Origin of the sequence: Pseudoalteromonas sp. MQS005 (assembly GCF_001661605.1) — a bacterium.
GTDB classification, from domain to species: Bacteria; Pseudomonadota; Gammaproteobacteria; order Enterobacterales; family Alteromonadaceae; genus Pseudoalteromonas; species Pseudoalteromonas tetraodonis.
The window spans coordinates 38009-53834 of record NZ_LYRQ01000002.1 but is presented as its reverse complement, the minus strand read 5'-3'; the positions used below and the strand labels follow the sequence as shown (position 1 = coordinate 53834).

The 15826-nt window shown below is 39.0% G+C and carries 9 protein-coding genes; 8 read left to right on the top strand and 1 reads right to left on the bottom strand.

Features of this window, described 5'->3' with window-relative positions; genetic code table 11:
* Window positions 1-199 precede the first annotated feature (199 nt).
* The 7 genes from A9479_RS01310 to A9479_RS01280 all read left to right on the top strand — a co-directional run bounded on the left by A9479_RS01310 (window position 200) and on the right by A9479_RS01280 (window position 12938).
* Window positions 200-5041 carry an NAD-glutamate dehydrogenase gene (locus tag A9479_RS01310; RefSeq protein WP_036954632.1) on the top strand — a complete coding sequence of 1614 codons (4842 nt, stop codon included), beginning with the start codon at window positions 200-202 and terminating at the stop codon, window positions 5039-5041.
* A gap of 106 nt (window positions 5042-5147) precedes the next feature.
* Entirely contained in the window at window positions 5148-6158 is a 1011-nt protein-coding gene (pyrD, locus tag A9479_RS01305) for a quinone-dependent dihydroorotate dehydrogenase (RefSeq protein WP_064662502.1), read from the top strand.
* 129 nt (window positions 6159-6287) lie between these two features.
* On the top strand, window positions 6288-6818 hold the full coding sequence (locus tag A9479_RS01300; protein WP_064662501.1) for a cell division protein ZapC: 531 nt from the start codon (window positions 6288-6290) through the stop codon (window positions 6816-6818).
* 90 nt (window positions 6819-6908) lie between these two features.
* On the top strand, window positions 6909-9026 hold the full coding sequence (gene rlmKL, locus A9479_RS01295; protein WP_024603050.1) for a bifunctional 23S rRNA (guanine(2069)-N(7))-methyltransferase RlmK/23S rRNA (guanine(2445)-N(2))-methyltransferase RlmL: 2118 nt from the start codon (window positions 6909-6911) through the stop codon (window positions 9024-9026).
* Window positions 9019-9258, top strand: coding sequence for a glutaredoxin family protein (locus A9479_RS01290; protein WP_016900376.1), 240 nt, complete (start codon window positions 9019-9021; stop codon window positions 9256-9258). The genes rlmKL and A9479_RS01290 overlap by 8 nt, the downstream gene beginning before the upstream one ends.
* Before the next feature lie 15 nt (window positions 9259-9273).
* Window positions 9274-11187: an ABC transporter ATP-binding protein gene (locus A9479_RS01285; protein WP_064662500.1), complete on the top strand. Its 1914-nt coding sequence runs from the start codon at window positions 9274-9276 to the stop codon at window positions 11185-11187.
* A gap of 11 nt (window positions 11188-11198) precedes the next feature.
* Window positions 11199-12938 carry a DUF3466 family protein gene (locus A9479_RS01280; RefSeq protein WP_033103393.1) on the top strand — a complete coding sequence of 580 codons (1740 nt, stop codon included), beginning with the start codon at window positions 11199-11201 and terminating at the stop codon, window positions 12936-12938.
* 97 nt (window positions 12939-13035) lie between these two features.
* On the opposite strand, the gene A9479_RS01275 is transcribed toward A9479_RS01280, so the two are convergent.
* On the bottom strand, window positions 13036-13542 hold the full coding sequence (locus A9479_RS01275; protein ID WP_013465022.1) for a DUF2062 domain-containing protein: 507 nt from the start codon (window positions 13540-13542) through the stop codon (window positions 13036-13038).
* Between A9479_RS01275 and A9479_RS01270 the strand changes: the two genes are divergently transcribed.
* The gene (locus A9479_RS01270) at window positions 13522-15789 is read left to right on the top strand and encodes a DNA internalization-related competence protein ComEC/Rec2 (RefSeq protein WP_064662499.1); all 2268 of its coding nucleotides are present in this window, start codon (window positions 13522-13524) and stop codon (window positions 15787-15789) included. The genes A9479_RS01275 and A9479_RS01270 overlap by 21 nt on opposite strands.
* Window positions 15790-15826 lie beyond the last annotated feature (37 nt).

Sequence of the window (15826 nt, the reverse complement as noted above, 5' to 3'; positions counted from 1 at the left end):
TTGCTCCAAAATGGCCAGTAATGGCCATTTATATCTATATTTTGTGAATAGATGACCAAATAGCTGAAATGCTTAAAATGTTTTCATCGAAAAGGCTGTTTATTAGTTTCAAAAGGGTTAGAATTTAACTGACTCCACGCTAATAAATGGCTGTACAAATACTCTGCTAAACTAGCAGTGATAGATTAAGGAACATACAATGACACGAAATGAAGGCCAAGCCTCGGTTATTTTAGATAACGTCTGTAAGCTTATCCAGAAAAAAGTTCGCGCTGATAATGTGTTACTCGTTGAGAAATTCGCCAAAGCCTTGTACAGCAATATGTCTAAAGAGGATTTGGCAAATCGCAACGACAGTGACTTATATGGTGCTGCACTTAGCCTTTGGAATTCGCTAGAAAAAAATACATCAGATGACGCAGTTATTCGCGTTTTCAACCCTGAAGTGGCAAAAGATGGCTGGCAGTCATCGCATACCATTGTAGAGATCATTGCTAAAGATATGCCATTTTTAGTTGACTCTGTGCGTATGGCCATGACACGAGAAAACATTGCCTCTCACTTACTTCTACATAGCCCACTGAAAATTCAACGTGATAAAAACGATAAAATATCAGGGTTATCAAGCTTAAAAGCAGAGCAAGAATCAACATCAACAAAAACAGTATTCTTCATAGAAATTGACCGTCAAACAGATGCTACTGTTATTGAGTCTTTCAAAAAAGAACTTGAATCTGTACTCGTTGATGTATCGGTTGCGGTTGAAGATTGGCAGCCTATTCGCGAAAAACTAATCGCAGTTAGCAAAAGCTTACCTAAAAGCCACAAAGATAAAAATGATAACGAAATAAATGAAACCGTTGAGTTCTTAGATTGGCTAGTAAAAGACAACTTTACATTAATGGGTTACCGCCAATATGAGCTTTCGCCAGTCCAAGGTGATTATCAATTAAAAGGTAAAATGGATACCAGCTTAGGGTTAATGAAAAACTCAGATGCTGAGCATACACGTTTGCTTTCTGAGTTACCTGAAGTGGCTCGTCAAGAAGCACGTAGTAGTAACTTATTAATTTTAACAAAAACCAATTCATTATCTCGAGTTCATCGCCCAGCCTATATTGATTATGTGGGTGTTAAGCGTTTTGATGACAAAGGTAATGTGATTGGTGAAGACCGTTTTATAGGTTTATTCTCATCTAACTTTTATAACAACAGCGCTGCTGATGTCCCGGTTCTTAAAAGCAAGATTAATCGCATTATGGATATGTGTGATTTTGCTAAGGGTACACATGCATACAAAGCGGTATTAAACATCTTAGAAACCTACCCACGTGACGAATTAGTGCAAGCTCGCGAACATGAGCTACTTGAAGTTGCTATGGGCGTGTTACAAATTCAAGAACGCGATATGTGTCGTTTATTTGTTCGCAAAGATGCATACGGTCGCTTCCTATCTTGTATGGTGTATGTACCACGTGAACGTTATAACACGGCGCTGCGCCGCGAAACGCAGGCTATTTTAGCGAATGCATTTAATTCTGATGTTAAAGTCGAATTTACTACCTATTTCTCAGAGTCAACACTGGCGCGTACTCATTACACCGTTCGTGTGACCGATAACAATATTGAATATAACGTGAAAGACATAGAAAATAATCTAATTGAAGCCGCTCGTACCTGGGAAGATAAACTCCAATCAGCCTTACTAGAATCTGCTGGTGAAGCACGTGGTAACGAATTAAACCGTAAATACTGCAACGCTTTTGCACGTTCATACAAAGAAGAGGTACTTCCAAGTGCCGCTGTTGTTGATATTGAAAAGCTAGAAATGCTAAACGATGACAACAAACTTGAGATGTTGTTTTATCGTCCACAAGAAGAGGCGAGCAGCAATATTGTTCGTTTAAGCTTATTTCACAAAGATGAGCCAATTCACTTATCAGATGTGATGCCAATGCTGGAAAACTTTGGTTTACGTGTTGTAGGTGAAACACCTTACTCAGTTAAAACCAGTGATGGTGGCATTAATTGGATCATGGACTTCTCAATGCTGATTGATAGCAAAGGGATGGCCGATTTTGATAAAATTTCCGCACGTTTTCGTGCCGCACTAACCAGTGTGTGGGCAAATCGTTTAGAAAACGATGGTTTTAACCGTTTAGTGTTAATGGGTGGGTTAACCGGTCGCGAAGCATCAATTTTACGTGCGTACGCTAAATACATGCGCCAAATTGGGGTTACTTTTTCGCAAACGTACATCGAAAGCACCTTTGCTAATTACCCACACATCGCGGCTAAAATCGTTAATTTATTTGCTAAAAAATTCTCAGTTAAAAGTCCTGCAAGTGCTAAAACACTTGAAAAACTAGGCTTAGAAATTTATGCAGAGTTAGAAAACGTAGCGAATCTTGATGATGACCGTATTATCCGTTTATACGTTGATATGATTGTTGCAACGCTGCGTACAAACTACTTCCAAAAAGATGCTGAAGGTAAGTTTAAGTCATACATTTCACTTAAAATTCAACCAAGTTTAATTCCAGAAGTACCACTGCCTGTTCCTGCGTTTGAGATTTTCGTTTACTCGCCGCGTGTTGAAGGTGTGCATCTACGCTTTGGTAAAGTTGCGCGAGGCGGCCTTCGTTGGTCAGACCGTCGTGAAGACTTCCGTACTGAAGTTTTGGGCTTGGTAAAAGCGCAGCAGGTTAAAAATACCGTAATTGTACCGGTTGGTTCAAAAGGTGGCTTTGTATGTAAACAACTACCTAGTGAGCGCGAAGCGTTTATCAAAGAAGGCCAAGAATGTTACAAAATCTTCATTCGTGGCTTATTAGATATCACAGATAATATTGAGCGCGGCGAAGTTGTACCTGCTGTTGATGTTACTCGTCATGATGAAGACGATGCGTACCTAGTGGTTGCAGCGGACAAAGGAACTGCGACTTTCTCTGATATCGCGAACGGTATCGCAATCGAATATAACTTCTGGCTGGGTGATGCGTTTGCATCAGGTGGTTCAGTAGGTTACGACCATAAGAAAATGGGTATTACTGCGCGTGGTGCATGGGAGTCTGTTAAGCGTCATTTCCGTGAAATGGATATTAACTGTCAAACCACAGACTTTACTGCCGTTGCCATTGGTGACATGGCCGGTGATGTATTTGGTAATGGTATGTTGTTATCAAAGCACATTCGTTTGCAAGTGGCGTTTAACCACTTACATATTTTTGTGGATCCAAACCCCGATGCAGCTGCTTCTTACCCAGAGCGCGAGCGTTTATTTAATTTGCCACGTTCATCATGGGAAGATTACAACAAAGAGTTAATTTCAAGCGGCGGTGGTGTGTTCTCCCGTGCAGCCAAGTCGATTACGCTAAGCCCAGAAATGAAAAAAATGTTGGGCACTAAAAAAGCCAGCATGACGCCTAATGAATTGATCAAAGCCTCACTTATGATGGAGTTCGATTTATTGTGGAATGGCGGTATTGGTACATACATTAAGCACTCTAAAGAAACAGATGCGGATGTAGGGGACCGTGCAAACGATGCACTGCGCATTAATGGTAAAGACCTTGGCGCTAAAGTCTTTGGCGAAGGCGGTAACTTAGGGGCAACCCAGTTAGGTCGTATTGAATTTGCTGCTAAAGGTGGCCGTGTTAATACTGACTTTATCGATAACGTGGGCGGTGTTGCGTGTTCAGATAACGAAGTAAACATTAAAATCTTACTTAATGGTTTAGTTGCCGAAGGTGATTTAACACGTAAGCAACGTGATGAGTTACTTTACTCAATGACCGACGAAGTGTCTGAATTAGTGCTTAAAGACTGTTATCGTCAAACACACACTTTATCGATTACCCAATCGAAAGGAACATCAACGCTTAAAGAAAAAATTCGTTTTATTCATGCGCTTGAAAAAGAGGGCAAGTTAGACCGTGCGATTGAGTTTATTCCGACGGATGAGGAGTTAGCAGAGCGTGCTGCCGCAGGCAGAGATTTAACACGTCCTGAGCTTTCAGTGTTGGTCTCTTATGCGAAAATGGTTCTTAAAGAGTCATTAGTAACCGACGAAATTACCGAAAACCCTTACTATCGTCAGTTATTGGTTAAATCATTCCCACGTCCATTACGTGAGAAGTTTAACGATGCTATGAATAATCACCCACTACGCAAAGAGATCATTGCCACTAAGTTAGCAAATAATATTGTTAACGATATGGGCTTAAACTTTATGGTGCGTATGAATGAAGAAACAGGTGCAAACGAAGCTGAGATTGCATTATGTTATTCAATCGCAAGTGAAATATTCCAAATGCGTGACACTTGGTTATCAATTAGTGACTTAGATAACAAGATACCGTCTAACGTACAAACAGAAATGTTGTACCAGTTACGTCGTACTGTTCGTCGTGCAACTCGTTGGTTCTTACGTCACCGTACGAAAGCACAAACAATTGAGCAATCAATTGAAGCATTTGCACCAACATTTGCCGATTTAAGTGAAAACTTAAATAAATACATTGTTAAAGCAGAAAGCGATCGTATAGAAAGTGCACGTGAAGAACTAACGCAAAGCGGTGTTCCGGTTGAGATTGCTCAGCGTATTGTATCGTTATCAAGCTTGTTCTCTGTAATGGACTTGACACAAATTGCGCAAAACTCTAATCGTAAAATCGATATGGTATCGCACACTTACTTCAAACTTGGTGCGCAAATGGGGCTACATTGGTTCTTAGACCAAATTACTAATCAACCTGTTTCAAACCATTGGCAAGCACTTGCTCGTGCTTCATATCGTGAAGAGTTAGATTGGCAACAACGTACATTATCTGAAGTAGTGTTAAACAGCTTTGAAGGTGATAGTAGTGATGTTGATGGCCAAATTGAACAGTGGATGGATAGCCAAGATCTATTGTTACAGCGCTGGAAACAAATGCTCACTGAATTTAAAACATCGCAAAGTCATGACTTTGCAAAATTCTCAGTTGCACTTAGAGAGCTTATGTTACTAGGCCACAACTGTGATACCTCTGCAAAGTAATAAACTGCAACTGATTAAAATTAATCGTTAAACAGTTTTTTGTTATATAATACCTCAGCCTTGTCTGAGGTATTTTTTTGTCTACAACTTTAAGAGGATTATATTCATGTTTTACGATTTAGCTCGCCGTTTTATGTTTACCCGTGATGCGGAGTGGGCCCATGATTTTGCTCTTAATAACTTACGTCGCTTTGCTAATACACCGTTAAGTGCCGCGTGGTCACAAAGTGTGGCAAATAAGCCTGGGAACTTTTTAGGCCTCGAATTTAAAAATCCCGTAGGGCTTGCCGCTGGTCTTGATAAAAATGCCGAGTGTATTGATGCATTTGCCCAAATGGGGTTTGGTTTTGTCGAAGTAGGCACAGTAACACCGCGTCCACAAGCAGGTAACGATAAGCCTCGTATGTTTAGATTGCCACAGTCGAATGCAATTATTAATCGCATGGGCTTTAATAATAAAGGCGTTGATAATTTAGTAAATAACGTAAAAGCAGCAAAGTATGATGGCATTTTAGGTATTAATATTGGTAAAAATAAAGATACGCCGAATGAACAAGGCAAAGATGATTACATTCACTGTATGCGAAAAGTGTTTGAGTATGCATCTTATATAACCGTCAATATTTCATCGCCGAATACACCAGGATTGCGTGACTTACAATATGGCGCAGCATTAGATGACCTATTGCAAAGTTTAAAAAATGAGCAGTTAGATTTAATTGCCAAGCATAATAAAAATGTACCTATGCTGGTTAAAATTGCGCCAGACTTAGATCCTATTCAAATTGAACAAGTGAGCGAATCATTATTAACGAATAAAATTGATGGTGTGATTGCCACAAATACCACCCTTGAGCGTAGCCTAGTGCAAGGTCAGCAGTATGCTGATGAAGCAGGGGGGTTATCGGGTGCTCCGGTTAGAGAGCGTTCAACTCATATTGTTTCTGAACTAAAACGTTTAACTAATAATCAATTACCTATCATTGGTGTAGGCGGTATTGATGACGTTCAATCGGCTAAAGAGAAGATGAACGCAGGGGCTGATTTGATTCAAGTTTACACTGGATTTATTTATAAAGGACCACAATTGGTCAAGTCGATCATTAACGGCTTATAAGGATCTTTTATCTAAGCTTTTGATCGTTCGATAAATGTTCTAAAAAGACGTTTTAAAAATGGTCAAAAGCAGCTATACTCTAAGCTTATTGTCTTATTTACATATTAAGTACTAGGAAGGGAGGAGCATATGTTACAAGCGTCAAAGCAATGGCAGTGGATAGCGTGTGCTAAAAAAAACCGCTTATTGCTAGATTTAAATGACGATATGCAACTATGCACACCTTATAAACTAAGGCAATTAACGGATTGCACCTTTAAAAACCCTTACTTTAGTTTAGAAGACGCCGCTTTTTATGAGCAGGTATATTATTACCTCGAGCAGTTTAACTTATGGAATCCTGCGCAATTATGTCAAATAGCGCTCAATGCCACCGCGGTTAAGTTTCAATTAAAGCCCGTTTTAGCTAAAAGTTGGTTTTTTAAAACTTACACGGGTACAACACCTAGTACTGAAGCCGTTATCAACTTGAGCTCTGAATCTCAAACTGGCGAGTTTTTAATTGTGGAGCATTGCCCTGATGCTTCTGTGTGTATTAATTTAAGCGAAACCTTTGCGCTTGACGATAATTTATCACTCTCACAGTTTGAAGTGATCCGCGTATTAAACAACCGTGTTCACCCGCTTATTATCTCACAGTACGATAGTCAAACCGCTTAATCTAATTTAGTTTTCCCACCGTGTTTATGGCGTATTTGTACGCAAACCTATGTTATAATCCCGCGCAATTAGCTATTAAGGGTTTTTACTTTGCAATTTATCGCACTTACTTCTATCGGAATCGAAAATTTATTGGTTGATGAACTTACAGAGCTTGGCGCTACGGTGTCAAAACAAACTGTGGGTTCTGTTCGCTTTGAGGCTGACTCATTGCTAGCGCAAAAGGTGTGTTTATCAACACGCTTTGCTACGCGTGTACTTATGCTTATTGAAGAAAAAGAAGGCGTAAATGATAAAGACAGCTTGTATAAATTTGCACGCTTACAACCTTGGCAAGAGTGGTTTGGGCCTACGCAAACCTTTGCTGTTGACTTTAATGGCACAAACGACTCGCTTAAAAATACCCAGTTTTCAGGGTTAGTGATTAAAGATGCGATTGTTGATTATTTTAATGATCTGTATGAACAGCGCCCAAATGTTGATAAGCAAGATGCCAATGTACGAGTGGTTGCACGTTTAAATCGCCATGGTGTTTCACTTTATATTGATTACTCTGGCCCGCGTTTATCAGAGCGTGGTTACCGTCAAGGTCAAGGTAAAGCACCAATTAAAGAACATTTAGCTGCAGCAATTATTAAGCGCAGTGGCTGGCTTGAAAATGTTAATCAGCCTTTATTTGATCCCTGTTGTGGTGCTGGTACTATTTTAATTGAAGCCGCTGGAATGGCGCGTAATGAAGCGCCAGGTCTATTTCGTGAAGGCTTTGCGTTTGAGCGTTTACCTAGCTTTAGAGTAGCAAAGTTTAAAGAACTAAAAGAGCAGCTTTTAGCAAATATTACCGACCCTAAATTGTGGTTGATTGGCCATGATTACGACGCAAATGTCCTTGATAAAGCCATTGCCAATGCGCAGCGCGCAGAACTTGATACGGTAATTAAGTTTAAACAAAGCGATGCAACTAAATTGACTGCAGTTGCTAAATTGCCGGGTGTTGTTATTTCTAATTTACCTTACGGTGAGCGAATTGGCTCTATGGCTGAGCTGGTTAACTTACATCGCAGTTTAGGTGTTGGCTTTAAAAAACACTTCAACCACTGGAAACTAGCTTTATTAGGCATGGATGAAAGCTTGTTTAAACTGCTTAAATTGGTGAAGCAAAAACGTTATAAATTTAAAAATGGCCCACTTGATGTTGAATTAAACTTGTATCAACTTGATGACAAGCAAGTGAGTCTTACCACTGATGATAAACCGGCTTTAAACTTTGAAGGCTCAATGGCCTTTGCTAATCGCTTGAAAAAGAATAAGCAAGGCTTAAAAAATTGGCTTAAGCAAAATCAAGTACATGCCTATCGCGTGTATGATGCAGATATTCCTGAATATAACGTTGCGGTTGATATTTATGGTGATTCAGCGGTTATTTTTGAATACGCAGCACCAAAAGAAATTGATGAAAAAACCTCAGAAAAACGCTTGCAAGATGTTATTAGCTTAACAGCGCAACAATTGGATATTGCACCTGAAAACATTGCGGTAAAAGTACGTAAAAAGCAAAAAGGTGAAGAACAATATACCCCCATGGCTAAGCAAAACAGAACCATGGTGGTAGAGGAGTTTGGTGCTAAGTTTAAAGTTAACTTATTTGATTACTTAGACACCGGACTATTTTTAGATCACCGTCTTGCACGTCGTTACATTCAAGAAAATGCAAAAGATAAGCGCTTTTTAAATCTGTTTGCCTACACGGGAACAGCGTCGGTTCATGCTGCATTAGGTGGTGCAAAAGCGATTACTACCGTTGATTTATCTAAAACCTACCTAAAATGGGGGCAAGATAACTTTGCACTTAACGATATTAGCAATACGCGTTATCGGTTTGAGCAAGCCGACTGTTTAAAATGGCTAGAGCATGCACAAGGCCAATACGACTTGATCTTTTTAGACCCTCCAACATTCTCTAACTCTAAGCGAATGAAAGATGCGTTTGATGTACAAAATGATCACATTAAGCTGTTAACTTGGGTTAAAAAAATATTGAGCCCATCGGGTACGCTTATATTTTCTAACAATAAACGCGGCTTTGTGATGGACGAAGTAGGGCTAATGGGCTTAGGCTTAAAAGCAGAAAATATTTCAGAAAAAACCTTATCTCCCGATTTTAAACGTAATAAAAAAATTCATAATAGCTGGTTAATTAAACATGGCTAAGTGGGTTTTATATCACACAGACGGTTGCCACTTGTGTGAGCAAGCTGAGCAACTGTTAAAACCGTTACTTTCATCAGCTGATGAATTACAACTTATTGATATTATGAGTGATGACTCCTTAATTTTAGAGTATCAAATCAGTATTCCGGTTTTAAAAAATCAACAAGGCCAGCAATTGTTTTGGCCGTTTACTGCACCTCAGGCGCAGCAGTTTTTAGCGCAAGCAGAATAAGAGTAAAGATTAACTATGGATTTAATTAGAATTTCAAAAGCACAATTAGCCTACGGTACGCACCCATTATTAGATAATGCCGATGCGGTCATAGAAAGCGGCGAACGTGTGTGTATTGTAGGGCGTAACGGTGCAGGAAAATCAACGCTTCTAAAAGTATTAGATGGCCAAGTAATACTCGATGACGGCGAAATAAACCAAGTCGGTAGTTTAAAAATATCGCGTTTAGAACAAGATCCGCCTAAAGGCGCAAGCGGCACTGTATTTGATTATGTTGCCCAAGGTATGCCGGAAATTGCTAACTTACTGATTGATTTTCATCATGTAAGTGCACAATTGCAAACAGATTGTACTGATCAGTTACTCAATAAATTAGAGCGCTTATCAAATAAGTTAGAAGCAGCTGATGGCTGGCGTTTTGATAGCCGTATTCAACTGGTTTTAACCCAACTAGAATTAACCCCCGATGCAAAACTAGAATCACTTTCTGGTGGTTGGTTACGTAAAGTTGCACTTGCGCGTGCGCTAGTGAGCGAGCCTGATTTATTATTACTCGATGAGCCTACCAACCACTTAGATATGACAAGTGTAATGTGGTTAGAGCAATTTTTAAAAGAGTTTAAAGGCGGGATTGTATTTATATCGCATGACCGTGCTTTTATTCGCGCCGTTGCAACACGTATTTTAGATTTAGATCGCGGTAAACTAATTTCTTATCCAGGTGATTATGCCACTTACTTAGAACAAAAAGCGCATGATTTAAAAGTGGAAGAAACGCAAAATGCATTGTTCGATAAGCGTTTAGCGGAAGAAGAAGCGTGGATCCGCCAAGGTGTTAAAGCGCGTCGTACGCGTAATGAAGGGCGAGTTCGTGAGCTTAAACAATTACGTAATGAGCGTAAAAAACGCGTTGATCAAGTAGGCAAAACCGATTTCAATATTGAAACGGCTGATCGTTCAGGTAAATTAGTGTTTGAAGCGAAACACTTAAACCATGCATTTAAAGATAAAATCATTGCTGATGACTTCTCTACTTTGGTTATGCGTGGTGATCGTATTGGATTAGTCGGCCCTAATGGCATTGGTAAAACGACCTTATTAAAGCTTCTATTTGGTGATTTAAAAGCAGACAGTGGCGAAATAAAGCAAGGTGTTAATTTAGAGTTTGCTTATTTTGATCAGTACCGTGAAAAGCTTGATGAAGAAGCGACCGTTCAGGACAACGTAGCTGAGGGTAAGCAAGAGGTCATGATGGGCGGGCGTTCTCGTCATGTATTAGGTTATTTACAAGACTTTTTGTTCCCGCCAGCACGTGCTCGTACCCCCGTAAAAGCGCTCTCAGGTGGTGAAAAAAATAGATTACTTCTGGCTAAGTTATTCTTAAAGCCATCAAATATATTGGTTCTTGATGAGCCTACCAACGACTTAGACATAGAAACGTTAGAGTTACTAGAAGATATCATCAATCAATACCAAGGTACTGTGCTGATAGTTAGCCATGACCGAGAGTTTATTGATAATACGTGTTCGAGTGTATGGGCCTTTGAGGGTAACGGCAAGGTAACAGATATAGTTGGCGGTTACAGCGATTATGAAGCCTATACCAACTATTTAGCAGAGCAAGAAAAGCAGCAGCAACAGCAGCCAGTGAAAAAGGTTGAAAAATCTGAGCCGGCACCCGTTAAAAGTAATAACAAAGCAAATAAACTCTCTTACAAATTAAAACTTGAACTAGAGCAACTACCTAATAAAATGGAACAACTTGAAGCTGAGCTTGAAAAACAACAAGAACGAGTAAGTCACGAAGACTTTTTCAAGCAAGACAGTGATGTAACAGCTAAGGAATTGAACCATTTAGCCCAACTCGAGTCTGACCTTGAAGCCGCTTTTGAGCGTTGGGAAGAACTTGAAGAATTAAAGAATCAGTAGTAAGGAATAAAATGAAATATAAATTACTCGCGGCCAGTGTTTTAGCAACACTGAGTACATCGGCATTAAGTGCTACCTATGCGTTAACGGAGTTAGGTAACTTTGAAAACGCAAAACATACTTATGTTACCGATGTGAGTGAAAACGGACATGTCATTGGGCTTGCTAATGGCTTATACAATATCCCAATTGATATTAGTTATATTGATTTTACCGATAGTTTAATTAAGAACGCTTATACTAATGAAGTAAATTCATTTGAACTAAGTGACAAAGAAATTACGTTTACACTTGATGACATCGAAAATAACGACGCTATTTATACCAATGCTGATGCGCATACTTTTATGGTTCGTTTTTTGTCAAACTTATCTGCTAACTTTGAATATCAAAAAATTAGCTCAATTGTTGCTACAAATTACAACAGTGGTGTAATTACAGAGCAATCTTTGTTTGATGTGGCTTCGGTTGATTATGATGGATTAACGCGCTCGACTAGCAACTTTTATAATGCTGTTGCACAGGACGGTACGACCGTAGGTTGGGGCAGTGCACCGTTTGATAAAATCACTTTTACACCAGATGGTGAAACTGAAGAAGAAACTTGGTTTACCCGAGAGTTTATAGAACGTGGTATTTTAATTTCTGAAGGCGGTGTAGAAGTGCCGCTTGTTCCAGAATTTACTGAACATGGTGGGACGAGTAAAGCGTCTGATATTGTTGCAACTGACACGGGTTACGTTGTTGTTGGTAATGTATCAGTGAGTATCCCTACAGAGAGACAAACCTTAATTGCTGATAATTGTGATGGTCTTGATGAACCTGTAATGACGTGTATTGAATCAATTAATAGTCGTAACACACGTGGTTTATTTAATAAAACAGCGGTTAAGTGGACACTAGACAGTGCCTATAATGTAACCTCAACAGAATTGTTAGGTTTAGCGCTGACACCAAAAGAAGATGAAGACAGTAACCCATTTATTAGTAATGCATTAGCGGTTAATAAAAATGGCGTTGCGGCCGGTTTTTCTAATACCCGTTACTTTGATAGAGATTCCACAATTTTAACGATGCCAGTTTACTTTAAAGATGGTGAAGTGGTTGATTTTATTGAACAAAGAGATGACTGGCAAAGTGGTAAAGCATTTGCTATCAACGATAACGATATTGTTGTAGGTTATGCGACCAAGCGAATAGAAGGCACGCTAAGAAACAAACTTTTTTACCATGATATAAATACAAACACGACCGTGTTTCCTGAAGATTACTTTATAAGCTCAAGCTCATATGCAAATGACATTAATAATCAAGGTTACATTGTTGGTGAAGGTGAAATTGGTGAATCTGAGAACACCCGCCGTTCAGAAGCCTTCATTTATAAAATTGGCGATGACAAGATCACTAACCTAAATAAATTGCTGCCTTGTTATGACAGTGATGGTGAAACCAGTTTCAGCTATAAAATGGTAGAAGCTAAATCGATTAATGAAAACAACGAAGTATTTGGTGTTGCGACTAAAACAGTTGAAAAACGAAATTCATTGGGCGGAGTTGTTACCGATGTAAATGGTAATATTGAGTATGAAAGTGTAGCCGTTGCGGTAAAACTTTCGCCTATCCCTAATGGTGAAGTCGAGAATTGTAAAGCCCCAGATGCTGAATTTTACGAACGCAGTTCAGCGAGTTTTTCTTGGTTTGGTTTATTATTACTACCACTTGTTGGTTTAAGACGTGTATTTAGATTTTAAATGAGCTTAAATCGTTAAACAGAACGACTAAAAAACCCAACTTGTTAAGTTGGGTTTTTTTTGTCTATAGTAATGTAAGCATTTAAAGGAAGAGAGGCTAATTATTTCTCATTCCCCATGCCCGCCTTACAGAGCGGCGCCAAATTAGATCTATTCCAAAGTAGCCAATAACACTGGCGATAGAGGCGCATACCAAAGAACCGACTAAGAATGCAGGGCCAATTGTCGTTAAGCTTTCTATAAACCATGCCCAACTGGCTTCGAACGCAAAGTGTTGTTCTGGTTGATTAAGTACTAATGTACCAACAAGGTAGGAGCCGTAAAAAATTGGCGGCATAGTCAGTGGATTAGTGATCCATACTAGCGCAACAGAAATGGGTAAATTAACTCTCAAAATTATCGCTGCGGCAGCCGCGAGCACCATTTGAAAAGGAACAGGGATGAAAGCAAAAAAGAGCCCAACAGCAAAAGCACCTCGTGCCGAACGTCTATTTAAATGCCAAAGGTTAGCATCATGTAAAAGACGGCCAAATATTCTTAGCGATTTGTGATGTCTAATTTTATTTGGATCGGGTAAAAACCGTTGGATCGTTTTTTTAGCCATTTAAAGCAACCATTTACTTCTGTGTGGATGAGTCTTGGGTTTGTTATCGGAGTTGTTGTTACCGTATTTTATTACCAAACCCTTGAATTTACAGTTATCACAATTTCAATCCTCATTGTGAGCACGTATTTTAAGCCGTTTTTAACTGTATTGTTAGGCTTTATTTTCGGTATTTGCTGTGTAGCAGCACATTTTATCTTGTTTTATTCATTTGAATTACCTAATCAGCACGAAAAATACGCATATTCTGTCAATGTTGTTGTCGAAGAGGTCATTTCTTCAACCCCTCCACAATACGTAAAAGTGAAAATAACCCGTTTGGAAGATAGCGAATATAGTCAGTTTAGAGCACCTAATGCCTTATTAAGTATTAATTCAACACAACCTATTCAGCCAGGTGATGCTTTTACTGCTCAAGTTAGGTTAAAAAATTTTAGGGGGATTAAAAATTTTACTGTGTTCGACAGTCAACTCTATGCCTTTACACAAAAAATAGCGTTTAAAGGCACAGTATTAAATAAGCAGTTAGCGATTTACAACCGCCCACACAATAATCATATCGCGGCTTATAGGACTTATGTCAAAAAGCTCGTAAGTAGTGCTGAACTTAATTGGCTATATTATGTGCTCTTAACCGGAGACAAGTCGTTAATGACCTTTGAGCATAAACAATTAATGCAAAGTCTTGGGTTAAGTCATTTACTGGCTATTTCTGGATTGCATATCTCTTTGGTTTTCGGCTTTTGTTATTTTGCAGTGCGCTGTTTTCTTAAGTTGATTAAGCCTGAACTAAATCAATCATTAAATATTGCTATGTTTTATAGCGCTGCTGGCTTTGTTGCCGCTTTTATTTATGTTTACTTGAGTGATTTTATTATTTCGGCAACCCGCGCCTTAATTATGTTGGGTTGTTATTTGTTACTTTATTACTTAGCGAAGCAAGCGCTTAGATGGCGAAGTATTTTATATGCGTTGGTTATTATTCTAGCAGTTAATCCATTTAGTTTGCTTAATCCTGGCCTGTATTTTTCCTTTTTAGCGGTATGTATTATTTTTATGGTTTTAAAACAGTTTCCGCTGCGAGGTCATTCATTGTTAGCCAATATTCGCACTCTTTTTGTTATTCAACTGGGGTTATTTATTGGCTTATTACCGCTGTCATTATACTTTTTTAATGGCGTGAGTTTAGCAGGTTTACTTTTAAATCTTGTCGCTATTCCCATTTTATCTTTTGTATTAATGCCTGCTTTATTTTTAAGTGTGTTGCTGGGGTTATTAACCGACTGGCATGCGTTTATTGTGTTGTATGATTTTCCACTGACCTATATTTATCAAATGTTGCTGGCAATACCGCAGCACATACGTTGGCTTAATGTTGGTCAGGTAAGTATAACCACTGTGGTGCTGCTTTATAGTGTCGTTCCTTTACTTTATTTTATTGAGCTTCGCGTACTGGCGTGTATTCCGCTTTTGACTTTACTGTCTAATTATTATTTTACGCAATCTAGTCTTTGGCAGTTGAACGTATTTGATGTAGGCCATGGCCTAATGGTATTGATAAAAAAAGACAAACATGCGTTTATTTATGATTTTGGCCCGAGTTACTTTAATCGCTTTAGTCGTGTGCCTAGTGTATTACTACCCTATATTGACGCCCATAATCTAACGGTAAGTACCGCGATTGTCAGTCATCAAGATAACGATCATGCCGGAGGTGTTGCGCATTTTAAAGCGGCCGGTTATGCATGGAGTTTTGATTATTTTCATCCAAATGGTGTATATAACGACTGTATAGCAACAACACTCGATTTTAATGGGTTGAGTATTCAAACCTTTGCTAAAGAGGAATTTAATAATAGTAATGATAATTCCTGTATCGTTAAAATCTCAGCTGCAAACTATAGTGTGCTACTTACCGGTGACATATCAAAGACGCGAGAGTCGCAATTAATTATAAAGGAAGATGATTTACAAAGTACCGTTTTGATAAGCCCACACCACGGCAGTGACAGCTCCTCGAGTAACGAGTTTATTAAGGCAGTAAACCCAACGATTGTGATTCATTCAAGTGCCTATCAAGGTCAGTGGCAATTTCCAAGTAAAGCGGTAGTTGAGCGTTACAATAAAATAAACGCCAAACAATATAGCACCGGTGATGTAGGACAAGTTAGGGTTGATTTTTATGCTAAGCACCTTGAGCTTACTACAGCGAGGGCGCAGGAAAGTTATTGGTTTATCAAAGATTGACGTTTTGTTTTGCTGTTGCTAAGGATACAATAGAGGC

Excerpts from the sequence above, each read along its gene's own strand:
- pyrD (WP_064662502.1), top strand. The coding sequence starts at position 5,148 with ATGTTTTACGATTTAGCTCGCCGTTTTATGTTTACCCGTGATGCGGAG.
- A9479_RS01275 (WP_013465022.1), bottom strand. The coding sequence starts at position 13,542 with ATGGCTAAAAAAACGATCCAACGGTTTTTACCCGATCCAAATAAAATT.
- A9479_RS01300 (WP_064662501.1), top strand. The coding sequence starts at position 6,288 with ATGTTACAAGCGTCAAAGCAATGGCAGTGGATAGCGTGTGCTAAAAAA.
- A9479_RS01310 (WP_036954632.1), top strand. The coding sequence starts at position 200 with ATGACACGAAATGAAGGCCAAGCCTCGGTTATTTTAGATAACGTCTGT.
- A9479_RS01280 (WP_033103393.1), top strand. The coding sequence starts at position 11,199 with ATGAAATATAAATTACTCGCGGCCAGTGTTTTAGCAACACTGAGTACA.
- A9479_RS01285 (WP_064662500.1), top strand. The coding sequence starts at position 9,274 with ATGGATTTAATTAGAATTTCAAAAGCACAATTAGCCTACGGTACGCAC.
- A9479_RS01290 (WP_016900376.1), top strand. The coding sequence starts at position 9,019 with ATGGCTAAGTGGGTTTTATATCACACAGACGGTTGCCACTTGTGTGAG.